The organism is Pedobacter sp. W3I1 (genome assembly GCF_030816015.1).
In the GTDB taxonomy this organism is placed as follows: domain Bacteria; phylum Bacteroidota; class Bacteroidia; order Sphingobacteriales; family Sphingobacteriaceae; genus Pedobacter.
In genome coordinates this window covers 2,746,934-2,771,610 of record NZ_JAUSXN010000001.1, presented here as the reverse complement: position 1 = coordinate 2,771,610, position 24,677 = coordinate 2,746,934, and the positions used below count along the sequence as shown (strand labels likewise).

The window sequence follows — 24,677 nt, the reverse complement described above, 5'->3', positions numbered from 1 at the left end:
GACAGTTTGGAGTTGGCAGTTCGCAGTTTTGAGTTGCTAACTGATAATTGAAAACTGGCAACTGATAATTAATAAATAAAACTATCTCCGAAAGGAGACTTAAGAAATAGAAATCATGGCATATTCAGAAAAAGTAATTGACCATTACAATAACCCACGTAACGTAGGTACATTAAATAAAGACAGCAAATTTGTAGGAACAGGATTAGTTGGTGCACCTGAGTGTGGCGACGTAATGCGTTTACAGATTGAAGTTGGCGAGGATAACGTAATTACTGATGCTAAATTTAAAACATTTGGTTGCGGTTCGGCTATTGCCTCATCTTCTTTAGCTACAGAATGGTTAAAAGGAAAAACAATTGATGAGGCTTTATCTATCGACAACATGGATATTGTTGAAGAATTGGCTTTACCTCCGGTAAAAATTCACTGCTCAGTTTTAGCAGAAGATGCAATTAAATCGGCTATTAACGATTACCGCGTTAAAAATGGCTTAGAGGCAATTGTATTAGAAAAATCGCACCACTAATAAGTATCAAGTATTTAGTATCTAGATTGAACTATTACAGTCTTGATACTTGCAACTAAATACTTGATACTAAATACCCGATACTATGATCACAATAACAGATAAAGCAAAAGAAAAAATCACCCACTTAATGCAGGATTCGGAAATGGGTTCTGATTATTTTTTACGCGTTTCGGTAAAAGGCGGTGGTTGCTCGGGTTTATCATACAATTTAGATTTTGATAACGAAGAACAAAAAGGCGATCAGTTTTTTGAAGACAGAGGAATTAAAATTGCTTTGGATATGAAATCTTTCCTTTACCTAGCCGGAACTGAATTAGATTTTACTGATGGTTTAAATGGAAAAGGTTTCAACTTTATAAACCCAAATGCCAGTCGTAGCTGTGGCTGTGGCGAGAGTTTTTCAGTTTAATCGGATCTTAAATTTATAGAAAAGGGTTTCATTTTATGGAGCCTTTTTTCGTTTAAAAAGATTTTCATTTTATAGGATACTTAATTGTTATTTCCCGCAGATTTTCGCAGATCTAAAATTCGCAGATGGAGCAGATTTATTCCAATACTATAACACAGAATCATATATCGCTAAGTAAAAATCTCTTTTAAATCTGCGTGCCTTTTCTGTGTAATCTGCGGGAAGAATGAAACTCTAGCCCCAATTTGTATTTTTAAACCAAAAAGCGTTATTATTGTTAATTATAATTAGCGAACCAAATTACGAGCATGCCATTAATAAACGAATTTTCAACTGTTCCTACCTTATTGCGGAATGTTGTTAAAAACATTCACAAGCCTCAGGAAACCTTTTTAATCCACAAACAGGGTGCAGAATGGGCTGAAATTTCTTATGAAGATACTTTAAAAAGAGCTGATGCTGTTTCTGCATTTTTCCTGGAAAAAGGAATAAAAAAAGGCGATCGTTTAGGCTTAATGATTGAAAATTCTCCTGAATATGTATATTATGATCAGGGAATCCAGCAAATTGGTGTAATTAACGTATCCATTTACCCTACGCTTTCTGAACAAGAAGTAGCCTATATTATTAACGACTCAGGCATAAAAGCTATTCTTGTAGGGAACAACTTTCTATACCGTAAAGTATTAAAGGTAGCAGCTAATTGTAAACAGTTAAAATATATTATTCCAGCTTTTAAAGATTTCGAAAAAGTTGTTGTTCCTGATGATGTACATGTAGAAGTTATTGCCTTTTCTGATATCCTGGCGCTTAAACATCAGGTTACAGCTGCAGAAAGGGCTGACATTGATCAATGCAGAAGTTTAGTTTTATCTGAAGATGTTTCCTCTTTAATTTATACTTCAGGAACAACAGGAATCCCAAAAGGCGTAATGCTCACTCATTATAACTTTGTGAAGAATGTGGAGGTTTGTTTACAACAGATCCCCGTGATTGATCAAACAGAAACTTTCCTCTCTTTTTTACCCCTATCTCACGTATTTGAACGTACGGCAACCTATCATGTTTGCTGTGCCCAAGGCTGTAAAATTGCCTTCGCACAGAGTTTAGAGTTATTGGCCAAGAATATGGGAGAAGTTCGCCCTACCGTGATGAGCTGTGTTCCGCGCCTTTTAGAACGGATACACGATAAAGCCATAAAAGGAGGAACTGCAGGTGGAGGTACAAAAGCAAAAATATTTACCTGGGCGCTAGAAACAGGCAATAAATATCGTGTAGCAAAAGAGGCTGGTAAAAATCCTGGCTTGATTTTATCGGCCAAAAAAGGAATAGCAGAGAAACTGGTTTTCAGTAAAATTAAAGAGAAAACCGGCGGACGTTTAAAGTTTATGATTTCGGGAGGTGCTGCACTACCCAAAAATGTGGGTGAATTTTTCGGCGATTTAGGTATTAAAATATTAGAAGGATTTGGCTTAACAGAAACATCGCCGGTAATGTCGGTTACTGAATATCACAGACAGGTTTACGGCACGGTTGGCCGTGTAATTCCTGGCATTGAAGTGGGCATACAAGATGTTGAAAGTAAAGAAATGCTCAGTATCCAAACGCATAATACTTTTAACGAAGAATTTGAATGTGCTGAAGGTGAAGTTATTGTCCGCGGCCACTGTGTGATGAAAGGTTATTTTAACAAACCTGCCGAAACCGCCGAAGCGATAAATAAAGACATGTGGTTCCATACCGGAGATATCGGTCGTTTTTACAAAGGTAATCTGCAGATTACAGACCGCTTAAAAAATATGATCGTAAATGCTTACGGCAAAAATGTTTACCCTACGCCGGTAGAAAATATTTACCTGAAAAGCCCAAAAATTGATCAACTTTTTTTAATCGGAGATAAACGAGAGTTTATTACAGCAATTATTATCCCGAACAGAGAGACATTGGAAGAAACCTTTAAACTTAAACCATCATTTTTTGAAACGGCTGATCCTTTTATTCGAGACCAGGAAATTATGGACTGGATGGAGCAGGATATTAAAAAAATCTCTAATGAACTGGCAAAATTCGAGCGCATTAAAAACTTTAAGATCAAGCGTAATCCTTTCAATATAGATGAAGGAGAAATCACCCCTACAATGAAAGTTAAGCGCCGTATTGTAGAAAAGAAATATGCCGAAGCCATTAACGAAATGTATGAGGAAGGCATCGAAGCCGAATTATAATTAAAAAAGGGGCATCATTACTAAACTGGTAATCGTGCCCCTTTAATTTTTGGCAACAGTATTATAAAATTAACTATAGTTCCATTCCATTTGCATCGGTTGTTAATATTTCGCTCATATAATCAACGAAGGGTCGCATGTTTTTAAATTCCTGATTACAATATCCTAAGTAATCTTTACTTAAAACTTCCTGATCGGTAAATCGATGAACTAATAAAAATTGTTTATAGCGTAGCAAATCGATATCCTCATGATCTCCATCAAAACCCTTTGGAGCTGTTTTCAGTTGCTCGCCTTTCAAGGTCTCGAAGGAAGAAATAAAAGTTTCATCATTTAATATTTCTCTTAAGGGCGTGGCATCAAAACTTATATTTTCCCTTATTAATTTCAAATCCTGGGGAGAAGGTCCGAAAAAGCCACCTGCCACAAAACTATTGCCTGGTTCGATATGAAAATAGTAACCACCCCTTCTTTGTTTGCCAGCCCGTTTAAAACTTCCGCTCCAATGTGTTTTGTAAGGTGTTTTATCGCTTGAAAAGCGGGTATCACGATAAATCCGGTATAAACTTTTCTTTCCAGACGGTGTTTCAATGACATCATGGGTATTCATAAGGTCTAATAAATCCTGAGCAAAAGATTCTATGTAAGCCAGTTCTTTCTGGTAGGCTGTTTTATGATCATTGAACCACTCACGTTCATTGTTATTTTTTAATAACCTTAAAAACTCAAAGCTAGAAGGTGGTATTTGTTTTATATCGGGCATCGTTTTTTAAATGGGCTAAATCATTCCAAACAAATATAACACCTGTAAAACACTAAATTCATATCGCTTAATAAATTTACCCGATGAAATTCTAAAAAGCGTGAGAAGGGTTCTGCCTACGTAGTAGCTATTAGACCAATGAAACTATATAAAAGCCGCTAATAAAATAAATTCCGAATGACTAATTATGAGAGAGATATATTTAATAGCTTTACATATCATTTGCCAAAAACGATGAAACACGATTTATTTTTTGAACAGGTTTGGGATTTAACCAGAGAAATACCCAAAGGTAGAGTAACTTCGTACGGCGCAATTGCTAAAGCAATTGGTACGCCTAATTTATCCAGAATGGTTGCCAGAGCCATTGGCGCTTGTGGGGCCGCAAGGCCTGCGGTACCTTATTATAGGGTAATCAGTAGTAATGGCTTGCTGAGTGGCGATCCATCATCTACAGCTAAAAGGCAGGAACTACTCGAAAGCGAAGGCGTCGAAATTAAAAACCTTAAAGTTCAAAATCTTAAAAAGGTATTCTGGGATCCGTTAATTGATATGGAATAAATACTGCTAGTAAAGTTTCTGATCATCTATTTTTTATCACATTGGATTTTAACATCCTAAATGCGGTTTTATATCAAATAAAGCATTTAGTAATTACAATAGCTTTCTTATCTTTGCAACCATCTGTTTTAAATGGATAGCTAATTGGTATTGAAAATTGGATTTTTCCAATATAAAATTCAAAATTTTGATCACCAAATTATTCCTTTTTCATTAAAGCACACTAATTTAACAATAACAAAAAATGCAAAATTATTTTTTTGCGAAAAATACCTGAAATGAGTATAGGATTATCTGAACAAGAAATATTACGACGTGAGTCGCTAAAACAATTACGTGCATTAGGCATTGAGCCATATCCTGCAGAAGCTTATGAAGTAAATGCTTATGCGGCAGATATATTAGCTAATTATGAAGTAGATAAGACAGCATACAAGACCGTAGTATTAGCAGGTAGAATTATGAGCCGCAATATTATGGGCGCTGCTTCTTTTACGGAGTTACAGGATTCTTCCGGCAGAATTCAGATCTACTTAAAGCGTGATGAACTTTGTCCTGGTGATGATAAAACCTTATATAACACGGTATTTAAAAAACTTTTAGATATCGGCGATTTCATTGGGGTTAAAGGATATGTATTCACCACGCAAACAGGAGAAATTTCTGTACATGTTACTGAATTTAAGGTGCTTTCGAAGTCACTACGTCCGCTACCAATCGTTAAACGTGATGATGAAGGAAATGTATACGATGGATTTACTAATCCGGAATTGCGTTACCGCATGCGTTATGTAGATTTAACAGTAAACCCTGACTACAAACAAATTTTCATCAAACGTAGCAAGGTAATTAACAGTATGCGTAATTACTTTGATGAGCAAGGTTGGATGGAAGTAGAAACCCCTATCCTTCAGCCTATTCATGGTGGTGCAGCTGCTCGCCCTTTTGCCACACATCACAATACCTTAGATATGCCACTTTATTTGCGTATAGCAAATGAACTATATTTAAAAAGATTGATCGTTGCCGGCTTTGATGGTGTATATGAGTTTGGTAAAATGTTCCGTAATGAGGGAATGGACCGTACGCATAACCCAGAATATACTTCAATGGAAATATATGTAGCCTATAAAGATTATATCTGGATGATGGCTATGGTTGAAGAATGTTTAGAAAAAGTAGCTGTTGCAACAAATGGTTCTGCTGTAGTTAAAGTTGGTCAACACGATATCAATTTCGAAGGGCCATACGAAAAACTAACCATGTACGAATCAATCCGGAAATATACCGGGATTGATGTGTCGGCCATGACAGAAGACGAACTTCTGCAAACCTGCGCAACCTTGGCTATCGAAACCGATTCGACAATGGGCCGTGGTAAATTAGTAGATGAAATTTTCAGTGCAAAGGTTGAAGCGAATTTAATCCAGCCTACTTTCATTACCGATTACCCAATCGAAATGACACCACTTGCTAAAAAACACCGTACAGCAGCAGGATTGGTAGAGCGTTTCGAAATTTTTGTTAATGGTAAAGAAATCGGAAATGCGTATTCAGAACTTAACGATCCAATTGATCAAAAAGAACGTTTCGAAGATCAATTGAAACTTGCCGATCGTGGCGATGCTGAAGCCATGGCAATGGATGATGATTTTGTTCGTGCTTTGGAATACGGTATGCCTCCTACTTCAGGTTTGGGTTTCGGTATCGATCGTATCGTGATGTTAATGACCAACCAAAGTACCATCCAGGAAGTTTTATTCTTCCCGCAGATGCGTCCGGAGAAAAAGAAAATAGAAATGACTCCGGAAGAAACAGCATTATATTCGTTGATTGCTGAAGGGCAACAATATCTGTTAACTGAGGTAAAAGGAAAACTAGCCGATTGGAGCAACAAAAAATGGGATACAACCTTAAAAGCTTTAACAGCAAAAGGAATCTTAAAAGTTGCGAAAACGGATGATGGCTTATTCCTATCACATAAATAGTTAAATCTGAGCCCTGAAAAAGAGGATTAAGGATTTGATTTTAACAAAAACATAACATAAACTTAAAAGGCTTGCTAACAATTGTTTAGCAAGCCTTTTATATATTTACAGCAATCGATAATTAAAAACCATTGCTATGAATACGTCAAGTTTAGAAATCAACGAAAGAGAATACTGCATTAAATTAAGCAAGGATGCTTTTGATTTAACCCTGGTACGCCAGTTAATAAAAAGAATCCAGGCCGAAGCTTTGTTTTTCTCAAGAGTACAAGCCGAAGAAGAAGATATCTTAAGCAAAAGAGCTCAAAGAGAAGAATTAGAGGGATTTGATTATTTAGGGGATAAGTAAAATACGACCGTCACCCTGAATTTATTTCAGGGTCTATAAGATGCTGAAATAAATTCAGCATGACGAAAAATTTAATCAACCTCCAAAGTTCCCTCTACAGAATCATCCATTGTTTTTCCTGTAATAACTGAGGCTGCCATTTTCAAAAATGCAACGGCAGTGCCATGTTTGGTGTCCCAATAATATCCTTCAGAAGGGATAACCTTAATCAAGGTAATATCCGGATCGTCTTTCCCACCCTGGAACCAGGTTTTAATAAAGGGACTCCAGAGCTCGTCAATTTTAGCCTGATCCCTACTGATTTCTGAAATTCCATAAATATTTACAAAACCTGAATGCGCTCCCGCCTGAAACAATAGATGTGTAAAAGGATCAGTAGAAATCTCCTCATTTTTATGACTGTCTTTCATACTCATAAACCAAATATTCCCTTCATCATCAACCTGCTGAATGGCCATTGGTCTTACCGATAAGGGTATACCAGTTTTAATATTGGTACAGAAAAAACAGCTTTCGGCCTTTTCGGCTAAGCCCCTGAGTTTTTCGATAGCTTCTTTGCCACCCAAATCTTTAATATTATTTTCTTCCTGAGTATGGTTAGTACTTCCTTCTTGTGATGTTGCCATAGGTATTAGATTTTATATAAACTACAATAGAAAATAGAATTTGGTTTTGATTTTTTGCTAAGAGCGGAGGGCGGAGAGCGCGTAGCGGTTGGCGATGAGTGTTTAGTGCATCCATAGAGAATGGATTTATTGACCTATGATTATGGATTTTTAATGAAAGGCAATATCTTTAATCAATGGATATCAGAAAACCGAAACCTTTTGTGGCCGAAATTAAAATTATTGGCATCAATCCCTTTGTATTTGTACCAGAGGAAGCATTAAACTATGTATTCCATCAGGCAGGAAAAAATAAAGGTCAGCTTCCAATCACAATGAAAATTGATGGGCATGAGTTTAAACAAACCTTAGTAAAATATGCTGGCGATTGGCGTTTGTACCTGAATACCCCTATGCGAAAAGCAGCAGGCAAAGATGTTGGGGACATTGCAATCTTTGAAATTGAATTTGACACAACCGAACGTTTAATAGTTATGCACCCGAAGCTGGTGAAGGCTTTGGCAGAAGATAAAACAGCTAAAGATGTATTCGATAGCCTTGCTCCCTATTTACAAAAAGAAATTATACGGTATATTGCCAATCTTAAAACAGAAGCAACGGTAGATAAAAATGTTAAACGAGCGATCAGATTTCTTTTAGGTGAGGAAAGATTTATTGGAAGAGATAGACCATAACTACCATAGGGATCCTTCGACAAGCTCAGGATGACATTTCTATATTATTTACGTAATGTATTCCAGACGCAAACCCTTCATCATAAATCCGATTGCAGTGATCCCGATGTAAAATCGGGAAAAACGGAAAGCGGGACTACAGCCCCCGAAGAAATGTTGCCCATTCATTTTCAAAAACAAAAAATGGGTACACAAAAATCTGACTGAACAAAAAAGCCATCTCAACTTCTGAAATGGCTCTATATATGATCTGATCAACCTATCTGTAACGAACTTGCTGTTGCTTGTCCATCATGCCCATCTGATCTTTCATTTGTTTAATCTGATCGGCCAGTAATTTATTTTTATCTGCTTTTTTCGCTTCGGCAAGATACATGGTTGCTTCGCGTTTGTTACGCTTAGCCATTGCAATGCCCGCTAAACTTAATTTCGCCAAAGCAATATTATGATCCATCTGCATGCCTAATGCAAGCGATTTCTTGAAATACTTCTCACTCTGCATCGGTGCTGTTCTGCTTTCAATTAACCCGATCAATAAGTTATAATAACCATGTTGAACTTTAATCAACTGTGTTTCGTAATTGGTAATCCGATCTAAAAACATTTTTGCTTTAGGCATGTTATCTTTTCTAAGAAACCATTGTGCTAAAAGCATGTTCTCGTTAAAGAAATAAGTTACCAGTACAATTATTCCTAATAAAATGGCAACAATACCCCAAGGCCAAAAGCCGAAAATAAATAAAGCTACTGCGCCACCCAGTAAAGCAAACCCCGCAATTAATCTGATAATATTTGGCATAAATTTTATTCTAATTATTTTTTTTGCAAATATCGTGTTTAAATGGCAGAAATTAGATTTTAAAACAATAATTTCATTAAAAATTTAAAAGCTCAAAAAAACCATCTCGTAAATATGAAAATCCTCTTATCCATAACCCTAATCGTACTTGCAATGAACGTTTCTGCACAAGAAGTTAATAAAAAAATCCACGATCAAGTCCACAATAAAGACATATTAATTAATGCTTGTACGCGTGAGGGCATTACCGCTTTTCCTGAGTTTAAAGAAATGTACGATCCACTTTACGCGGCATATATACCGGATGCGGCAACACTGATCGAATTGAAAAAACTGGTTAAGAACGAAAAAATCAAAATTGTTTTAGGTACCTGGTGTGGCGACAGCAAAGCAAACGTACCAAACTTCCTTAAAATTTTAGACGCCTTGCACTTTAAAGAGAAAAATGTAGAAATTATTGCGGTTGATGGAAATAAAAAAGCTGAAAACGGCATTATAGATGGCTTAGATATCGTAAGGGTGCCAACTTTTATTGTTTTTGATAAAAAAGGAAAAGAACTTGGACGGATTATAGAGGGACCTAAAACAACACTCGAAGGTGATCTGTTAGTTATTTATAAGAAAAAATCTTAAACTTTTTGAGGAAATTTTGGTTCATAGTTTAATGGTCCATGGTTGATAGCCAAGGAGTTCAGAACTGATAGCTTAATACTTACGGGCTCATAGTTTAATAATTTATAGATAATGCCCATCGTTTAAACTGAACACCCAAATCATTGACTATAAACTATCAAACCATCAACCATATTACACAACACATCTTACATCAAAAAACATGTCTGCAGCATTAGAACCAGGTTGGTTAGCCGTTTTAAAAGAAGAATTTGAAAAAGACTACATGAAAAGTCTTAAGTCTTTTTTACAGGAGGAGAAACAGAATGGCGCAACGGTTTACCCAAAAGGCACTGATATTTTCAATGCCTTAAACACCACACCATTTGATCAGGTAAAGGTTGTCATTTTAGGTCAGGACCCTTATCATGGTGCTGGACAAGCGCATGGCCTCTCTTTTTCCGTACAACGTGGTGTAGCGGTTCCACCCTCGTTAAAAAATATATACAAAGAGCTGGAAACTGATATTGAAGGTTTTAAAACACCAAACCATGGACATTTAACGCATTGGGCTGAACAAGGCGTATTGTTGTTAAATGCCACTTTAACTGTTCGTGCTTCAGAAGCAGGCTCGCATCAAAACCGTGGCTGGGAAATTTTTACCGATGAAATTATTAAGGCTTTATCTCAGAAACGCGAACATATTGTATTTCTGTTATGGGGTAAATATGCGCAGCAGAAAGCGGCTTTAATCGACCAGAGAAAGCACTATGTATTGACAGCTGCTCACCCATCGCCGTTTTCGGCCCACAGTGGCTTCTTCGGATCGAAACATTTTTCGAAAGCAAATCAGCTCCTTGTACAAAATAACTTAACACCTATCGACTGGAATTTACCAGCATAATGAATACTTATTTTATCAGCGGTTTAGGTGCCGATAAAAGAATTTTTTCTAAGCTAAAGCTGAATGAAAAGATCAATATCATTCATATAAATTGGATTACGCCAAATAAAAATGAATCATTAGCATCATACGCCGAACGATTAAGTAGCGCGATAGACATCACCCTGCCTTTTGCCCTGGTGGGCGTTTCTTTTGGGGGGATGATTGCAGTAGAAATTGCAAAAATATTAAGACCTGCAACAACGATTATCATTTCGAGTACAATGATGAGTACTCATTTACCAGCATTATACCGCTTTGCAGGGAAACTTGGACTGTTAAAATTTATTCCCGCAAGACTCTTAAAATCATCGAATAAGCTCACTCAAAATTACTATTTTGGTACACGTTCGAGCAATGAGAAAACATTGCTAGGCCAGATTATAAAAGATACTGATCCTTATTTTTTGAAATGGGCCATCGGGAGTATTTTAAGCTGGAGGAATAAAATCAAACCTAAAGATATCTACCATATTCACGGCACCAACGATAAAATTCTATATGCTAAAACAGCACAACCAGATTTTATCATCGAAAACGGAACGCATTTTATGGTGTATCAAAATGCTAAGGAAATTTCAGGAATTATTGATCGGATAGTATTGAACAGTGAAATCGACTAACCTTACTTAATACGTCATCCTGCGGCAGATCGTCATTTCGAGCGGAGTGCAACGTAGTCGAGAAATCTATGTGATCTCTCCATTTCGCTACGCTACAGTCGAGATGACGACCGTTCTATTAGCTCCTGTTATAGATACATTCCTATCAAATCGGAATTCGCAATGGCGATAGTTTTTAAAAGCCCCTCACAGCGTTTGGGTTAATACTCTAAAGGCACAATCGGTTCTTTCTTCGTGGTCGACATAATCATCATCGTTTGGAAAGTTTTAACCACAGAGATCTTACTGATTTTATCCATAATTAAACGTTCGTACGCTTTAATGTCTTTCACATAAACCTTTAACAGAAAATCAGCCTGACCAGTAACATGGTGGCACTCTGTGATTTCTTTAATTTGATTTACTTCATCCAAAAAGATCTGGATGGTGTTATTTTTATGAAAATCGAGTTGAATCTGGATAAAGGTTTTGATGCCTAGACCCAGCTTTTCTTCATCTACCAATGCATGATAACTTTTTATATATCCTGCCATTTCAAGCTTGCGCACACGTTCTAAAGTTGGTGCAGGTGATAAACCAATTTCTTGGGATAAAAGCAAGTTGGTAATTCTTCCGTTCTCTTGAAGAATTCTTAAAATTTTAAAGTCAATTTTATCTAATTCAGATGCCATATGGTGTTAAAGGTATTTCAGAATACAAACATAACCAAATTATATTCTAAATTTTAACATAATTTATCATATAAATTTTAAAAAATAATTTTTAGATTTACCTAAAAATAAAATTAGATAAACATAAATGCAAAGTTACACGGAAGAGAACTATCTAAAGACTATTTATCATTTAGCAGAGAAAACAACCAACGTTCAAACCAATGCTATTGCAGAGCAAATGCAAACCAAACCAGCATCGGTTACCGACATGATCAAGAAACTAGCCGACAAGGGCTTGGTTGATTATATTAAATATCAAGGGGTTACCTTAACCGAAATTGGCAAAAATACGGCAATAGAAATTGTCCGTAAGCATAGATTATGGGAAGTTTTTTTGGTAGACAAATTAAACTTTAAATGGGACGAGGTACATGATGTAGCAGAAGAGTTAGAGCATATTAAATCAATTGAGCTGATTGAAAGACTGGATGAGTTTTTAGGCTTTCCGAAAGCAGATCCTCATGGCGACCCCATTCCCGATAAAAACGGAAGATTTGCCAAAACCCAGTTTATAAAATTAATCGAACTAAAAATAGGCGATCGCGGTACCATTACCGGCGTTACCCAGCACAGTTCGGCATTTTTAAAGCATTTAGAAAAGTTAGGCCTCACTTTGGGCAAACAAATCGAGATCAGTGATGTTACCGATTTTGATGGTTCAGTAGAAATCATGTTATCCGATAAACAAGTTAATATTAGTAGAGAAGTTGCAAAACATATTTTAATCAGCAGTAATGGCAAAAACTGAGTCCTTAAGTGAAGTACATCAAAGCGTAAATACAGATAAGCGGAAAGGCTGGAAGAGAATTCTGGCCTTTATTGGCCCGGCTTATTTAATTAGTGTGGGTTACATGGATCCAGGTAACTGGGCAACCGATTTAGCGGGTGGTAGTAAATTCGGTTACCAATTGATCTGGGTTTTACTGATGTCGAACCTCATTGCGCTACTCTTACAATCCTTAAGTGCCCGTTTGGGGATAGTAAGAGGGCTGGATTTAGCACAGGCCTCAAAACAGGCTTATCCGCGTTGGGCAAACATTCCATTATTTGCTTTAGCACAAACCGCAATTATTGCCTGCGATCTCGCCGAAATTATTGGGATGGCCATTGGTTTACAACTGCTTTTTGGTTTACCGCTAATCTGGGGTATCTCCATTACCATTTTTGATACTATTTTACTTCTATTCCTCTTAAATAAAGGCATGAGGGCCATGGAAGGTTTTATCGTTTCGATGGTTTTTATTGTCGGGATTTCCTTTCTGGTCGAAATGTTTATCGTAGAACCATCATTAAAAGAAGTAGCCAGGGGATTTGAGCCTTCGATACTAAATGGTGATGCACTTTATATTGCCATCGGGATTATTGGCGCAACGGTAATGCCGCATAATCTGTATTTACATTCATCTTTAGTACAAACCAGGAAAATCGAACGTAGCAACAAAGGAATTAAGGAGGCCTTAAAATTTAACCTCATTGATACAACAGTTGCATTAAACCTTGCTTTTTTTGTTAACGCCGCCATATTAATTCTTGCCGCCGCTGCCTTTTATAAAAACGGGTTACATGAAGTAGCCGAAATTCAGGATGCACATAAACTACTTTCTAATATCTTTGGCAATGTAGCCCCAACCCTATTTGCTATAGCGCTAATCGCTGCCGGACAAAGCTCTACCGTTACCGGAACATTAGCAGGGCAGATTATTATGGAAGGCCATATTAATTTAAGGATCCAACCCTGGTTAAGGCGTTTGATTACCCGCCTTCTGGCTATTATTCCTGCATTTTTTACCATCCTACATTACGGCGATGATGCTCTTGGTGGATTATTGGTATTAAGTCAGGTGGTATTAAGCTTGCAATTGGGTTTTGCCATTATTCCATTAATTCATTTTACATCAGATAAAAAACTGATGAAAGATTTCGCAATTAAACCATGGGTTAAGGTATTGGCCTGGGCAAGTGCCGTGGCCATTATCGCGCTGAATGTAAAGCTGGTAATAGAAGAAATAAGTGGTTGGGCGAAAGAGGCCAACAACTGGTGGATTTACGTTATCGTGGTGCCTGCCCTAATTCTGATTGTTTTATTGCTGCTTTATGTTTTCTTTCATCCATTATTAGAGAAAAAGAGAAACGACGCAAGACAGATGGTGCCTCATGGAAATGCTTTGGATATCGGCAAAATAGACAAGATCAATTACAAACGGATTGGTATCGCGGTTGATTTTTCTAAAAACGACAGGAACACCATTCGCCATGCCCTGATTCAAGGCGGCAAGGATGCACACTATTATCTGATTCACGTGGTGGAAACTGCTGCCGCACGTTATCATGGCAACGACGTAATGGACCATGAAACACAGAGCGATGCCGCTAACCTGGAGAAATACAAAATCAACCTCGAAGACCTTGGTTATGATTCTACCCCATTTATTGGATTTGGGAGCACAGGTAAAGCCATAGCCGATATTAGCAACAAAAATGAAATGGAATTATTGGTAATGGGTGCACATGGTCATAAAGGCTTAAAAGACCTTATATTCGGCACCACAGTTGATTCAGTAAGGCATAAGGTTAAAATCCCGGTATTAATTATCAGGTAAGATTATTTCACTATTTCCTTTAGTTTATAACTTGAGAGGAGCTAGTATTTAACCACAGATAAAAAGGATGGACTCAGATATGGAAATCTGTGTTGATCTGTACTAAATAAACAATAATAGATTATTTATTGATTACAGTCATTAGTTTTTTTACACCACCATCTCCCGATTGGTACATGAGCAATTTACCAGTTGAAGAATATAAGTACATGGATGGGTATTGCTTTGGCAAAAAGGTTGGAATAAACATACGTTTTTTATCCTGCAATACCATTACATTGGGCTTGGCATTTAAACCTTTGGCATACGAATTGAAAAACTGTGGAATGATATAAGCCTCATCCATAGTGATCATGTAAATATTAACGTCCTTAAACTTGGCGTAATTCGTATTCAGCATTTTGCTTTCTCGCTGGCAGTGCTCACAGGTACAATCAAATAATATAAAGAGGTTCTTTTTTCCTTGTTTAATATCGTTGTTTGAAAATGGTTTTCCATCCAGTTTGTAAAAGGTGAACTGTGGCAATAACGTAGGTTGCTGTGCTTTTACCTGAAAAGTTACGGCTAACAATAAGATTAAAAGTAGGTTCCTGAATTTCATTTTTAATATTTAAAGCTCAAACTTAAACGAATAATTACGAACATAATAATATATCCTTAGCTTTTACAAACAGATGAACATTTTTATTGATCAACATTACTTACCTGAAGCTTAAAAAATCATTGAAATATTTTGGAAACGAAAGCCAGTTTTTCATGGCAGCTACAGCCCCGCCATCCGCTTTATCCCGATGAAAAATCGGGATGCCCGCTCTTGTCGGGTTTAGGAACAAGGGCCTGTTTCAAAGCAGTGCTGTCCTTATTATTGGTAAGTTAAAGGTTTGCGTTAATTGCACTAACCTAGGTTAATAAACCCGATTGACGCGGAAACCAAAAGCTTTTTCTGCTTTTGTTGCAGCAAAAGCGGGGCTGAAGGTACCGAATGCTCCGTCCGCACATTTTCAAATAGTAAAGAAGTCAAGTTTAACGATGTAGCTATTCAAACTTGACTTCTTTGATCTGTATAATTAAAAATTAAAAAAAATCACACCAATTTTTAGGATATTTGCAACGGGCTAATGACAATGGCATAAACGGTCGTCATCCTGTCCCGAAGTTTCGGGATCTGGATCTTTACAATTATAAAAGATGCTGAAACGAGTTCAGCATGACATGGCGGCATTTATACCTGCATTTGTAGTCCCAACTTTATATACAATTGTATATATTGCCATAACATTACTTTATTAACATTTTGAAAAACGACATCAACATAAAGAATAAAAGAGCATATTTCGATTACAATCTTTTAGATAAATACGTAGCAGGGATTGCGCTTTTAGGGACTGAAATAAAAGCAATCAGACAAGGTAAAGCCAACATGACCGATGCATTTTGCATGTTTATTGGCGGCAATCTTTACGTGCGCAACCTTCATATTTCCGAATATTCGCATAGCTCATTCTATCATCACGATATTAAACGCGACCGTGCCTTATTACTTCAAAAGAAAGAAATTAGAAAATTAAAGCTGAAAGGCGAAGAAAAAGGTTATACCATTGTTCCTTTACGTATTTTCATCAATGAAAGAGGTTTCGCTAAAATAGAAATTGCTTTGGCTCAAGGTAAAAAAGAATTCGACAAGCGCGATAGCATTAAAGATAGAGACACCAAGCGTGAGTTGGATAGAGCGATGAAGAGATAGGTTAGTCTTTAGTCATGAGTCTTTAGTCCCGAGTCAAAATCAACTAAAGACTCATGACTTTGGACTCAAGACTAGAATTACCATGCCTGGTCGCCCACTAAAGGTACAAACCTAAAGGTATCCAATACTATTTTTTCGTAGTCGGTTTCGCTTACGCGGATAACAGTGACCATTTTTTGGGTTTTCTCATCTCCTACCGGGATAACCAGAATGCCCCCTATTTTTAATTGTTTTAATAAGATTTCCGGAACCAAAGGAGCGCCAGCGGTAACGATTATTTTGTCGTATGGTGCGTGGGCAGCAATTCCTTTCGAGCCATCGCCACAATAAAAAGTAGGCCGATACCCCATTCCAGGCAAAATCTGAATCGTTCTGTTGTAAATATTCTCTTGTCTTTCTATCGTAAAAACGGTAGCACCCAGCTCCATTAAAATACAGGTTTGATAGCCCGAACCCGTTCCGATCTCGAGTACTTTATCTCCTTTTTTAATATGCAGTAGTTCACTTTGATAAGCAACGGTATAAGGCTGGGATATCGTTTGCCCATCACCTATTGGAAAAGCAATATCCTTGTAAGCCTGGTTCCAAAAAGTTTCGTCAAAAAAGAAATGCCGTGGAACTTTACCTATGGCTGTTAACACATTTTCATCTTCAATCCCGCGAGATTTTAACAACTCAACCAGTTTTTTTCTCGCTCCACGTTCCCGGTAATTATCAACAAATTTATACGCCATGCGCTTCAAAATTAGCTTTTTTTAACGGTGATACAAGGGGGAAAATGAGAGAATGATTGAATTAGTGAATGATTCCCTGAATTAGAGAATGATACATTATCCACATTTGAGAATTATCGAATGAAGAGTTATTGAATGAGAGATTGAGAGAATGTTAGAATGAACACACCCACTCAATCATTCAAAACTCAAACATAAACTCATTCAAAATTCAGTCATTCAATAATTCACTCATTTTAATACGGGTCTACATCAATTTGTGTAAAAACGCCTTTAAATTCTTTGGTGGCATTAAATTGAGTCAGGGTTTCTCTTAATGCATCTTTAACTTTTTGAATGGCAGTATGCTTATCAGCTTTAATAATGATCTGCTTAATATAAAGATTCCGTACCCTGCTTACCAATGGTTGTTCGGGACCCAAAACCCGTTTACCAAACTTTCCTTTAAGGATATTTGCCAGCGTGAATGCCGCGTGATCCAGAACATGTGAATCTTTATGTTTAACGTACAAAAATATCATCCTGGAAAATGGCGGATAAAGAAATTTCTCGCGTTCAACTATTTCGTCGTTGTACATGCCCTCATAATCGTTGTTCACCACTTGCTTGATAATACGATTTTCAGCATCGTAAGTCTGGATACAGACATTACCCTGATCGGCCCTTCTGCCTGCCCTACCCGCAACCTGAGCCAGCAGCTGGAAACTTCGTTCGTAAGCACGAAAATCAGGATAACCTAAAAGCGTATCGGCATTAATTACCCCAATTAAATTCAGGTTGTCGAAATCCAATCCTTTGGCCACCATCTGCGTACCGATTAAAATATCAGTTTTCTTCTCTTGAAAGTCGTTTAAGATCTGCTGCAGTCCATTTTTTGTCCTCGTACTGTCCATGTCCAATCGGGCAATGGTAACTTCCGGATAAAGTAACCTGAGTTCTTCTTCAATCCGCTCGGTACCAAATCCTTTTTGCTCTACATGCACCGAACCACAAGCCGGACAGATATTTACGCTACTTTGTTGATAGCCACAATAATGACAATGTAATTTGCCACTGCTTTTATGATAGGTTAAACTTACATCGCAATTTACACATTTCGGGGTATAACCGCAGGTTGCGCAGATTAGAATAGTAGCATAGCCCCTCCTGTTCTGAAATAACACAATCTGCTCTTTTTTAGAAAGTGCCAGATCAATATCTTTAATCAACACACTCGAAAAATATGAGCTCATTGTTTTTTTCTTCGTTTCTTCCGAAATACTTACCACCTGCTGGTTCGGAAGCTGAACCCCGCCGAAACGCTCTTTCATTTCTACAAGCCCGTATTTACCCTGTAAGGCATTATAATAACTCTCTAAGGATGGCGTAGCTGAACCTAAAACAACCTTGGCCTGGTGCAGATAACCAAGATAGATGGCTGCATCCCTCGCCTGATAACGTGGTGCCGGATCGTATTGTTTGTAAGACGGTTCGTGTTCTTCATCAACCACAATCAGTTTTAGGTGTTCGAAGGGAAGAAAAACGGCTGAACGGGCACCAAGAATTACTTTATAAGCACCTGTGCGCACTTTATTCCAGATTTCAACACGTTCACTATTATTAAATTTAGAGTGGTATACCCCAATTGCATTACCGAAATAACGTTTGATACGTTCTACAATCTGGGTTGTCAAAGCAATTTCGGGCAACAGGAACAATACCTGCCCATTGGTATGTTGTATTATTTTCTCGATCAGCTTAATATAAACCTGTGTTTTTCCCGATGCGGTGACACCATGCAGCAAAACCACCTCTTTTTCTTCAAAATGCTGATTAATCTCACCTAATGCTTTCTGCTGACCAGCGTTCAATTCAAAATTCACACTGAATTCTTCATCATGAGCGGCCAAACGGCTAACCGGCCTTTTCATCACCACAAAAATATCTTTGTCCGTTAATGCTTTTAGCGCTGCTGCTCCACAATTGCTTTCTTCTAAAAGCTGTTCTTTAGAAATTGGGAGATTTGATTTCTGTAATTTCAGGTAAGCCAATAAAGCGTCTAATTGTTTAGGGGCTCTATCCAAAACATTAAAGAGCTGTTTCAGGTTTTCCTCATCGCTATAAAAATCGTTTAATATGATGAACGATTTTAGCAAGGGTTTATATTTCTGTACCACCTCTTCTGCCACCAGAACCAGTTCTTTATCCAGCAAATGATTGATGATCGGATATACGGTTTTCTGCCCCAGCAGCTTAGAAACATCATTAACAGTAAGTTTCTGTTGTTGTTTCAGTGCATTAATAATGATCTCTTCCTTATCGGTGAGCTCGGTTTCTTCATTATACTCATCGCGGAGCATCAGAATGGTTTCGCTGGCCAGTTTTAAACTTGCTGGTAAGGCAGCCGCCATTACATCGCCTTCGTTGCACATGTAATAATTGGTCATCCATGTCCAGAATTTGAGCTGGGTAGGTGTAATTACAGGCTCGCTATCTACTACATCGATAATATATTTGGCCTCATAAATTGTTGGCGGCACAGTGCTAATTCCACTAATTAAAGCCGTATAAATTTTATGTTTTCCAAATTGCACCACTACCCGTTTTCCAACGGCAATCTGGTCGTTTAAATCAAAAGGCACACGATAAGTATAGTTTTTCGCCAAAGATAATGGCAAAATAACTTCAACAAAAAGTGTTTCTCTTTCTGCAAAAATATCGTTTTCGAAACTATTCATTATTTATCTTTAAATGCCGCAAAAAAGAGCATTATCCATCCCAATACAAATAAAAGCCCACCAATTGGCGTTATTGGGCCAATAAATTCAGTAAATCCTAAATGCGATATGCTCCGGGTAGCCAATAAATATAATGAGCCTGAAAAAAGGATAATCCCAAAAGTGAAGCAGAAATAAGCGATATTAATCAACTTGTTCCGATAACGGGCGAAGGTAGAAAGGTATAATAGTGCAAATGTATGATAGAACTGATAATCAACGCCTTTTTGCCAAATTTCTAATGATGGTCCATCAATTAAGGCCTTTAAACCATGAGCACCAAATGCGCCCAGCAAAACAGCAACAGCACCAAAAAAAGAAGCAGTAAGGATTATTCGTTTATTCATAGTTATTTGCAAGTAGCAATCGCTAAATTAATAAATTGACAAAGAACTTCTCACTAATCAATGTAATAAATTAAATTTGTTGCACAGCAGATGAAAAAATTCGTAATTCTAACAAGTGCATTATTTTTAGGCGTGGCCTTTATGGCTTACCTTTATTTTTCGAAATTGGGCACTGATAATGAAGCGAAAGACCTGGCGCTGCAATCGGCAACCAATAACGCAGCTTTAGTGTTTTCTTTTCAGAACGACAAAGGTTTTTACGATATCATTGAAGGACAGCAACTTATCCAGCAGGTATTAGGAAAAGATAAAATGAGCCTCTTAAAACAGCTGAAAACAAACATTATCGACGATAATCAACTAAACAAACACCTGAAGGATCAGCAGGTTTACATTAGTGTATTACCCGATTCGGATAAAACCCTGAACTTCTTAATCACCATACAGATACAAGGTGATAATGACATCAAAAAATTCTATGAGCAATTAAAACATAAAAAAGCGATCAGCGAAAATACTAAACACCTGTATACGGTGAAATTAAACGATAGCTTGTCGGTTTATTTAGGCGTACATGGCCAGGTATTAACTGCTTCAACATCCCTTAAACTAATCAATGATGCTAATGTACGGTTAACGGAAAATCCCTTTACTGAATACATTAAGGAAAATAACCGGCAAATTAAAAATGTACTTACCCATGTTTATATCAATTTTAACCAGGCGCCGTTATTGCTCAAAAATATTATTGCGAGCAATATTAATGGAGAAATTGCAATTTTTAATAAACAGAACAGTTTTGCCGTACTTAATTACAATTTTAGTAAAGAAAAAATCCTTTTCAGCGGCAATACGGAGTTAAAAGACCAGTACAATTACCTTAAACTGTTCGAAAATACTGCAGCACAAAATACATCCATACAAAATATCCTGCCAGATAACACCGCAAATTATGCGCTTTATGCTTATGATGATTATAGCAAATGGCTTAAAAAGTTGAATAGTTGGCAGGATCAGACGAAAATACTTTCAAAAACCAATACGGTAATAAAAAATGTAAAAGATGATTACAGAACAGATTTAAATTCGATATTTACCACCTATACGAAGAATCAGTTTATTCTTTTTCAGTTAAGCACCAGCGAAAAACTAGGCGCAATTTCATTAACCAATGGGGAAAAAGTAAAACAGCTGTTGCTTGATGTAAGTGCAGATTATAACGAAGACATTAAGCTCTTTAAATCATCCGATATCCTGTACAGCTATTTCGGCGAACCTTTTAAAAAATTTGTGAGGCCTTATTATGCCATTGTAGATAATAATTTAGTTGTAGCCAATAATGCAAGCACGGTGCAGTCATTTCTAAATGATTATAAAAACAACAGGCTTTTAATACAAACCCCACAATATTTAGATGCGGTGAACCAGATTTCGACCACCTCAAATGTGAGCTTTTACATTAATACCAAAAATTCGGCAGCTATTTTCAGGCACAACATTCAACTGGATTTTTACAAACATTTACGGGCCGATAGTGGTTTAAAAAGTTTCGATACTTTTTATTACCAAATGAGTGCAGACAAAAACAAGTTCATTACTAACTTGCTTTTAAACAAATATTTACAACCAGAAATACCAGATTCATTAAGTAACCGTTAATAAGAGAAACCACTCCAAGAAACTATTTTACATGAAGAAACTTTTACTTGCGTTACTGGCAATAGCTAGCTTCGGGGTTGCAAATGCACAACAATATGCACTTTTTGGCACTAAAACCATGTTCGATGCATTCGAAAACCCATCTCAAAAATCTTTCACCTTAGATTCATCACGAAGATTTTCTTCTAATTTCTTCCTGCCTTACTTTGGAACAAATGCAATTAACAAGGGAAGCTCTAAATTTGCCATAAGAAAATTAACACAGGAAGGTGTTTTTGACACCAGAAGTTTACCGATCGGCACTGGAGAAGTGAATCATTTTTTCGAAAACAGTAATATCTATGTAGCTGCATTCAGGCTTTTCAAATCTTACAAATACCAAAAAGAAATGGGTTTTTCGTGGCAGATGAGATCGGATGCCAATATCGAATACACCAATGAAACCCTGGCTATTTTCGATTCTTTTGAAAGATTTAACAAGGGACAGCAATACACCGGAATATTCGATACCAAAGGCTACGAGCAGAGTTACCACCAATTTAGCTTTACCTACCGTGAAAACTGGGATAAAAGGCTTGCTTTTGGCTTAAAAGCCAGTTTATTGAGCGGAATACTCTATAACAAATTAGATGTTTCCAATTCCTTTTTATATATCGACCCTGCAGCCGACGCCTTGTTAATTGGCTTGAAAGGAACTTATTCCAGTAATTTTTCTGATTTTGATGAGGTAAATAAGAAAAATTTCTTTCCAAACTTTAAAAACCCGGGCTTATCATTAAGCTTTGGAACCAATTACACCACTAAAAAAGGCCTCTTCTTAATGGCCAATATCAAAGATGTAGGTTTTATCTGGTGGCGAAGTAATACGCAGCGTACTATGATAGATCAATCTAAAGTGATTGAAAATTTAGAGGATCAATCTAATACCAATCAGGAAATAAAGGATATTTTTCTGCTTTCAGAGGAGAGTAAAAAGTTTTTAGCCCCAACCAATGCAAAACTTGATGTTTACCTGTCTAAACGGTACGGATTTTACAAACCAGGATTAGCAGTTTCGAAAAACCTGTTTTACAAAGGCGGAGACATTGCTTTTATAAATACTTTTATTGTCAACGATTTTTCGGGAAGTATTACCCCATTATATAACTTAAATGGTGTTTTTATGGTCGGGTTGCAAGGAAAATACCAGACCCCGAATTTCGAATTGTTTATGGGCACCGATAATTTAGTGGCTACCAGTTTTCAAACTTATGGAATGATTAAAAATGATGCTACTGTAGGCAGTGGCCCAAATGGCGCTTCTTTTTATATGGGTGTAGGCATTAAATTCGGCAACGTGGTTAACCATCCGCAATTTGCCGATGTAATACCAGGTATAAATGATAATGAAGGTGGAAGTTTCTTTAAAAGTTTGTTTTCGGTCTTTAAAAGAAAGTAAACAGCTTAACCTTGTGCTTGTTGTTTTTTAGATTGTGTAACTACAAAGTCTTTTAAATAAAAGGGCTCAAAATAGGCTACATCTTCAAAATTACTTTTATTGAAAGCATCATTCGCTAATCGCGACATGTAAGTTGCAGCGTTGAAATTTGTTGCATCGAATTTTGCATTTTGATGTGTTAAAACCTCAGCGCACTTGGCAGCCCCATCTCCTAAAAAAGTAACAGTTTGTTGTGTAAGATAATCTGTGAAACTTGTTTCATCAATAATTTTCGCTTCGGTAGGCGTAATCACATTTAACGAACGGTCGAAAATTGAGGTATAAACCTCCATTCTGCGAGCGTCGATCATTGGGCAGATTAAACCAGCATAATCAGGATTTTCGATTAAGTAACCGGCAGCCATCATTTCCAAAGTTTCGATAGCAATTAAAGGCTTATCTAATGCATAACAGAGGCCTTTAGCGGTAGAAACACCAATCCTTAATCCTGTATATGACCCTGGCCCTTTACTTACTGCAATGGCATCTAATTCCTGGTAACTTAACCCTGCGCTTTTGAGCACTTCATCAATGAACAGGGTTAAATTAGCTGCGTGCAGGTTCTGCCCTTGCTCTTCTTTAAAAGAAAATGTTTTGCCGTTGATAGATAGTGCAACAGAACAAACTGCTGTAGCGGTTTCTATTTGAAGTATTTTAGCCATTATGCAAAGATAAGTAAAAATGGAGAGAAGATAAGTTTGGAGTTGAGGGTTTGGCGTTTGGAGTTGATTTAGTCAATTTAAACTATTAACCGTTAGCCAGTTTGGGACAATTACCCCTCGTGATGTGTCATCCTGAGGGATTAATTTATTGTATAAAATCAATTATTAATGACGTATATAATTAATTATTTTTTACCCTACAGCACATGCTTTCCTCGGCTCACCGCCGCCGATGGGCTCTTTCTTTTTGGTGTCAAAAAAACCAGCGCAGCTAGCTTGAATGCCGTTGAAAACATAAAGGCCCATGAAAAAACAAAAAACACCGGCTGAAAATTTTTCTTTCAAAGTTAGTAGGTTGGATAGGTCGGTGGAGCCCGAAAAATTTGTTAGGCCGGATTTAAGTAGAACGGGGATACGGTGCTACGGCCTAGTTGGGCGGAAATACGCAACCTGCATAAACCACTCATATTTAAATCATTACAATAACGTCAATTAGCGTAATCGAAGGATCTTTACCCAAATCTTTCAAATGAATTAACTGGAAATTGGTCTCAATTAACCCATTTAGCAATTTAAAAGATTGCTTTCCCGAAAGTCCTATCGTGTGGACACATCTTTTTTAAGAATGGTTTGGGCATAATGCTAGCTGGCTTTAATAAACCACAATCTTAACCGAAGGACGCCGTCAATCCCAAGTGGCGGGAGAATCAAAAAAACAGGTGCATAATAGAACAAATTGCACTTACAAACCTTAAACGCAGTGGTTTTGTGTTCATTAGCACTGAATTCAAGTTTAATATAAATTGAACACACACCCCAAAGGGCTCAATCAGACCGAAGAAAACACAAACAGTACCTGATTAAACGAAGTGCCACTGTTT

General features: G+C 37.1%; 25 protein-coding genes. 15 read left to right on the top strand and 10 right to left on the bottom strand.

The annotated features are described in order from the left end of the window. Nucleotides 1–115 precede the first annotated feature (115 nt). The 3 genes from iscU to QF042_RS11550 all read left to right on the top strand — a co-directional run bounded on the left by iscU (nucleotide 116) and on the right by QF042_RS11550 (nucleotide 3,166). Entirely contained in the window at nucleotides 116–529 is a 414-nt protein-coding gene (gene iscU, locus QF042_RS11560; protein ID WP_025142622.1) for a Fe-S cluster assembly scaffold IscU, read from the top strand. Between the two features lie 85 nt (nucleotides 530–614). After that, nucleotides 615–941, top strand: coding sequence for an iron-sulfur cluster assembly accessory protein (locus tag QF042_RS11555; protein WP_025142623.1), 327 nt, complete (start codon nucleotides 615–617; stop codon nucleotides 939–941). Between the two features lie 308 nt (nucleotides 942–1,249). Then, on the top strand, nucleotides 1,250–3,166 hold the full coding sequence (locus tag QF042_RS11550; RefSeq protein WP_307528425.1) for a long-chain fatty acid--CoA ligase: 1,917 nt from the start codon (nucleotides 1,250–1,252) through the stop codon (nucleotides 3,164–3,166). Nucleotides 3,167–3,239: 73 nt separating this feature from the next. On the opposite strand, the gene QF042_RS11545 is transcribed toward QF042_RS11550, so the two are convergent. Beyond that, nucleotides 3,240–3,929, bottom strand: a complete 690-nt coding sequence (locus tag QF042_RS11545; protein ID WP_307528423.1) for a DUF2461 domain-containing protein — start codon at nucleotides 3,927–3,929, stop codon at nucleotides 3,240–3,242. A gap of 234 nt (nucleotides 3,930–4,163) precedes the next feature. On the opposite strand from QF042_RS11545, the gene QF042_RS11540 reads away from it, so the two are divergent. The 3 genes from QF042_RS11540 (at nucleotide 4,164) to QF042_RS11530 (ending at nucleotide 6,827) form a co-directional block, all read left to right on the top strand. Beyond that, nucleotides 4,164–4,490, top strand: coding sequence for an MGMT family protein (locus tag QF042_RS11540; protein WP_307528421.1), 327 nt, complete (start codon nucleotides 4,164–4,166; stop codon nucleotides 4,488–4,490). Between the two features lie 278 nt (nucleotides 4,491–4,768). Next, nucleotides 4,769–6,478 (top strand): lysine--tRNA ligase, encoded by a 1,710-nt coding sequence (gene lysS, locus QF042_RS11535; protein ID WP_307528419.1) that lies wholly within the window; start codon nucleotides 4,769–4,771, stop codon nucleotides 6,476–6,478. A 136-nt stretch (nucleotides 6,479–6,614) separates the two neighbouring features. Beyond that, entirely contained in the window at nucleotides 6,615–6,827 is a 213-nt protein-coding gene (locus QF042_RS11530; protein WP_057934006.1) for a hypothetical protein, read from the top strand. 71 nt (nucleotides 6,828–6,898) lie between these two features. On the opposite strand, the gene QF042_RS11525 is transcribed toward QF042_RS11530, so the two are convergent. Next, entirely contained in the window at nucleotides 6,899–7,453 is a 555-nt protein-coding gene (locus QF042_RS11525) for a pyridoxamine 5'-phosphate oxidase family protein (RefSeq protein ID WP_307528416.1), read from the bottom strand. 176 nt (nucleotides 7,454–7,629) lie between these two features. Between QF042_RS11525 and QF042_RS11520 the strand changes: the two genes are divergently transcribed. Further along, on the top strand, nucleotides 7,630–8,127 hold the full coding sequence (locus QF042_RS11520) for a YdeI/OmpD-associated family protein (protein ID WP_307528414.1): 498 nt from the start codon (nucleotides 7,630–7,632) through the stop codon (nucleotides 8,125–8,127). Nucleotides 8,128–8,386: 259 nt separating this feature from the next. Here the strand turns inward: QF042_RS11520 and QF042_RS11515 are convergent, their stop codons facing one another. Further along, the gene (locus tag QF042_RS11515) at nucleotides 8,387–8,926 is read right to left on the bottom strand and encodes a DUF2892 domain-containing protein (protein WP_029280631.1); all 540 of its coding nucleotides are present in this window, start codon (nucleotides 8,924–8,926) and stop codon (nucleotides 8,387–8,389) included. A gap of 114 nt (nucleotides 8,927–9,040) precedes the next feature. On the opposite strand from QF042_RS11515, the gene QF042_RS11510 reads away from it, so the two are divergent. The 3 genes from QF042_RS11510 to QF042_RS11500 all read left to right on the top strand — a co-directional run bounded on the left by QF042_RS11510 (nucleotide 9,041) and on the right by QF042_RS11500 (nucleotide 11,104). After that, the gene (locus QF042_RS11510) at nucleotides 9,041–9,559 is read left to right on the top strand and encodes a thioredoxin family protein (RefSeq protein ID WP_307528409.1); all 519 of its coding nucleotides are present in this window, start codon (nucleotides 9,041–9,043) and stop codon (nucleotides 9,557–9,559) included. 202 nt (nucleotides 9,560–9,761) lie between these two features. Then, nucleotides 9,762–10,442: a uracil-DNA glycosylase gene (gene ung / locus QF042_RS11505; RefSeq protein ID WP_307528407.1), complete on the top strand. Its 681-nt coding sequence runs from the start codon at nucleotides 9,762–9,764 to the stop codon at nucleotides 10,440–10,442. Next, nucleotides 10,442–11,104, top strand: coding sequence for an alpha/beta hydrolase (locus tag QF042_RS11500; RefSeq protein WP_307528404.1), 663 nt, complete (start codon nucleotides 10,442–10,444; stop codon nucleotides 11,102–11,104). The genes ung and QF042_RS11500 overlap by 1 nt, the downstream gene beginning before the upstream one ends. Nucleotides 11,105–11,304: 200 nt before the next feature. Here QF042_RS11500 and QF042_RS11495 read toward each other — a convergent pair whose 3' ends face one another. Then, a complete protein-coding gene (locus QF042_RS11495; RefSeq protein ID WP_025142637.1) occupies nucleotides 11,305–11,775 on the bottom strand; it encodes an Lrp/AsnC family transcriptional regulator in 471 nt (156 codons plus the stop codon). Nucleotides 11,776–11,902: 127 nt separating this feature from the next. On the opposite strand from QF042_RS11495, the gene QF042_RS11490 reads away from it, so the two are divergent. After that, nucleotides 11,903–12,565, top strand: a complete 663-nt coding sequence (locus QF042_RS11490; RefSeq protein WP_307528396.1) for a metal-dependent transcriptional regulator — start codon at nucleotides 11,903–11,905, stop codon at nucleotides 12,563–12,565. Further along, nucleotides 12,552–14,417: an Nramp family divalent metal transporter gene (locus tag QF042_RS11485; RefSeq protein ID WP_307528394.1), complete on the top strand. Its 1,866-nt coding sequence runs from the start codon at nucleotides 12,552–12,554 to the stop codon at nucleotides 14,415–14,417. Before QF042_RS11490 ends, QF042_RS11485 begins: the two co-directional genes overlap by 14 nt. A gap of 121 nt (nucleotides 14,418–14,538) precedes the next feature. Here the strand turns inward: QF042_RS11485 and QF042_RS11480 are convergent, their stop codons facing one another. Continuing rightward, complete coding sequence (locus QF042_RS11480; protein WP_307528393.1) at nucleotides 14,539–15,018, bottom strand: redoxin domain-containing protein; 480 nt, start codon at nucleotides 15,016–15,018, stop codon at nucleotides 14,539–14,541. Nucleotides 15,019–15,711: 693 nt separating this feature from the next. Here QF042_RS11480 and smpB point away from each other — a divergent pair. Further along, nucleotides 15,712–16,161: an SsrA-binding protein gene (gene smpB, locus QF042_RS11475; protein ID WP_307528390.1), complete on the top strand. Its 450-nt coding sequence runs from the start codon at nucleotides 15,712–15,714 to the stop codon at nucleotides 16,159–16,161. A gap of 77 nt (nucleotides 16,162–16,238) precedes the next feature. Here smpB and QF042_RS11470 read toward each other — a convergent pair whose 3' ends face one another. From QF042_RS11470 to QF042_RS11460, 3 genes are all read right to left on the bottom strand, one after another. Further along, nucleotides 16,239–16,895, bottom strand: a complete 657-nt coding sequence (locus QF042_RS11470; RefSeq protein ID WP_307528388.1) for a protein-L-isoaspartate(D-aspartate) O-methyltransferase — start codon at nucleotides 16,893–16,895, stop codon at nucleotides 16,239–16,241. Nucleotides 16,896–17,131: 236 nt separating this feature from the next. Then, the gene (gene priA / locus QF042_RS11465) at nucleotides 17,132–19,612 is read right to left on the bottom strand and encodes a primosomal protein N' (protein ID WP_307528385.1); all 2,481 of its coding nucleotides are present in this window, start codon (nucleotides 19,610–19,612) and stop codon (nucleotides 17,132–17,134) included. After that, complete coding sequence (locus tag QF042_RS11460) at nucleotides 19,612–19,998, bottom strand: DUF423 domain-containing protein (protein WP_029279875.1); 387 nt, start codon at nucleotides 19,996–19,998, stop codon at nucleotides 19,612–19,614. Before QF042_RS11460 ends, priA begins: the two co-directional genes overlap by 1 nt. A gap of 90 nt (nucleotides 19,999–20,088) precedes the next feature. Between QF042_RS11460 and QF042_RS11455 the strand changes: the two genes are divergently transcribed. Continuing rightward, complete coding sequence (locus QF042_RS11455) at nucleotides 20,089–21,657, top strand: hypothetical protein (protein WP_307528383.1); 1,569 nt, start codon at nucleotides 20,089–20,091, stop codon at nucleotides 21,655–21,657. 31 nt (nucleotides 21,658–21,688) lie between these two features. After that, entirely contained in the window at nucleotides 21,689–23,095 is a 1,407-nt protein-coding gene (locus tag QF042_RS11450) for a DUF5723 family protein (protein WP_307528382.1), read from the top strand. A 5-nt stretch (nucleotides 23,096–23,100) separates the two neighbouring features. Here the strand turns inward: QF042_RS11450 and tsaB are convergent, their stop codons facing one another. Both tsaB and QF042_RS11440 read right to left on the bottom strand, forming a co-directional pair. Next, nucleotides 23,101–23,796: a tRNA (adenosine(37)-N6)-threonylcarbamoyltransferase complex dimerization subunit type 1 TsaB gene (gene tsaB, locus QF042_RS11445; protein ID WP_307528380.1), complete on the bottom strand. Its 696-nt coding sequence runs from the start codon at nucleotides 23,794–23,796 to the stop codon at nucleotides 23,101–23,103. A gap of 192 nt (nucleotides 23,797–23,988) precedes the next feature. Further along, a complete protein-coding gene (locus QF042_RS11440; RefSeq protein ID WP_307528378.1) occupies nucleotides 23,989–24,141 on the bottom strand; it encodes a hypothetical protein in 153 nt (50 codons plus the stop codon). Nucleotides 24,142–24,677: the final 536 nt, after the last annotated feature.

Excerpts from the sequence above, each read along its gene's own strand:
- QF042_RS11480 (WP_307528393.1), bottom strand. The coding sequence starts at position 15,018 with ATGAAATTCAGGAACCTACTTTTAATCTTATTGTTAGCCGTAACTTTT.
- QF042_RS11520 (WP_307528414.1), top strand. The coding sequence starts at position 7,630 with ATGGATATCAGAAAACCGAAACCTTTTGTGGCCGAAATTAAAATTATT.
- QF042_RS11450 (WP_307528382.1), top strand. The coding sequence starts at position 21,689 with ATGAAGAAACTTTTACTTGCGTTACTGGCAATAGCTAGCTTCGGGGTT.
- QF042_RS11470 (WP_307528388.1), bottom strand. The coding sequence starts at position 16,895 with ATGGCGTATAAATTTGTTGATAATTACCGGGAACGTGGAGCGAGAAAA.
- QF042_RS11515 (WP_029280631.1), bottom strand. The coding sequence starts at position 8,926 with ATGCCAAATATTATCAGATTAATTGCGGGGTTTGCTTTACTGGGTGGC.
- QF042_RS11530 (WP_057934006.1), top strand. The coding sequence starts at position 6,615 with ATGAATACGTCAAGTTTAGAAATCAACGAAAGAGAATACTGCATTAAA.
- tsaB (WP_307528380.1), bottom strand. The coding sequence starts at position 23,796 with ATGGCTAAAATACTTCAAATAGAAACCGCTACAGCAGTTTGTTCTGTT.
- QF042_RS11540 (WP_307528421.1), top strand. The coding sequence starts at position 4,164 with ATGAAACACGATTTATTTTTTGAACAGGTTTGGGATTTAACCAGAGAA.
- QF042_RS11485 (WP_307528394.1), top strand. The coding sequence starts at position 12,552 with ATGGCAAAAACTGAGTCCTTAAGTGAAGTACATCAAAGCGTAAATACA.
- ung (WP_307528407.1), top strand. The coding sequence starts at position 9,762 with ATGTCTGCAGCATTAGAACCAGGTTGGTTAGCCGTTTTAAAAGAAGAA.
- QF042_RS11510 (WP_307528409.1), top strand. The coding sequence starts at position 9,041 with ATGAAAATCCTCTTATCCATAACCCTAATCGTACTTGCAATGAACGTT.
- QF042_RS11550 (WP_307528425.1), top strand. The coding sequence starts at position 1,250 with ATGCCATTAATAAACGAATTTTCAACTGTTCCTACCTTATTGCGGAAT.
- QF042_RS11460 (WP_029279875.1), bottom strand. The coding sequence starts at position 19,998 with ATGAATAAACGAATAATCCTTACTGCTTCTTTTTTTGGTGCTGTTGCT.
- QF042_RS11495 (WP_025142637.1), bottom strand. The coding sequence starts at position 11,775 with ATGGCATCTGAATTAGATAAAATTGACTTTAAAATTTTAAGAATTCTT.
- lysS (WP_307528419.1), top strand. The coding sequence starts at position 4,769 with ATGAGTATAGGATTATCTGAACAAGAAATATTACGACGTGAGTCGCTA.
- QF042_RS11525 (WP_307528416.1), bottom strand. The coding sequence starts at position 7,453 with ATGGCAACATCACAAGAAGGAAGTACTAACCATACTCAGGAAGAAAAT.
- QF042_RS11500 (WP_307528404.1), top strand. The coding sequence starts at position 10,442 with ATGAATACTTATTTTATCAGCGGTTTAGGTGCCGATAAAAGAATTTTT.
- iscU (WP_025142622.1), top strand. The coding sequence starts at position 116 with ATGGCATATTCAGAAAAAGTAATTGACCATTACAATAACCCACGTAAC.
- priA (WP_307528385.1), bottom strand. The coding sequence starts at position 19,612 with ATGAATAGTTTCGAAAACGATATTTTTGCAGAAAGAGAAACACTTTTT.
- QF042_RS11545 (WP_307528423.1), bottom strand. The coding sequence starts at position 3,929 with ATGCCCGATATAAAACAAATACCACCTTCTAGCTTTGAGTTTTTAAGG.
- QF042_RS11490 (WP_307528396.1), top strand. The coding sequence starts at position 11,903 with ATGCAAAGTTACACGGAAGAGAACTATCTAAAGACTATTTATCATTTA.
- QF042_RS11455 (WP_307528383.1), top strand. The coding sequence starts at position 20,089 with ATGAAAAAATTCGTAATTCTAACAAGTGCATTATTTTTAGGCGTGGCC.
- QF042_RS11555 (WP_025142623.1), top strand. The coding sequence starts at position 615 with ATGATCACAATAACAGATAAAGCAAAAGAAAAAATCACCCACTTAATG.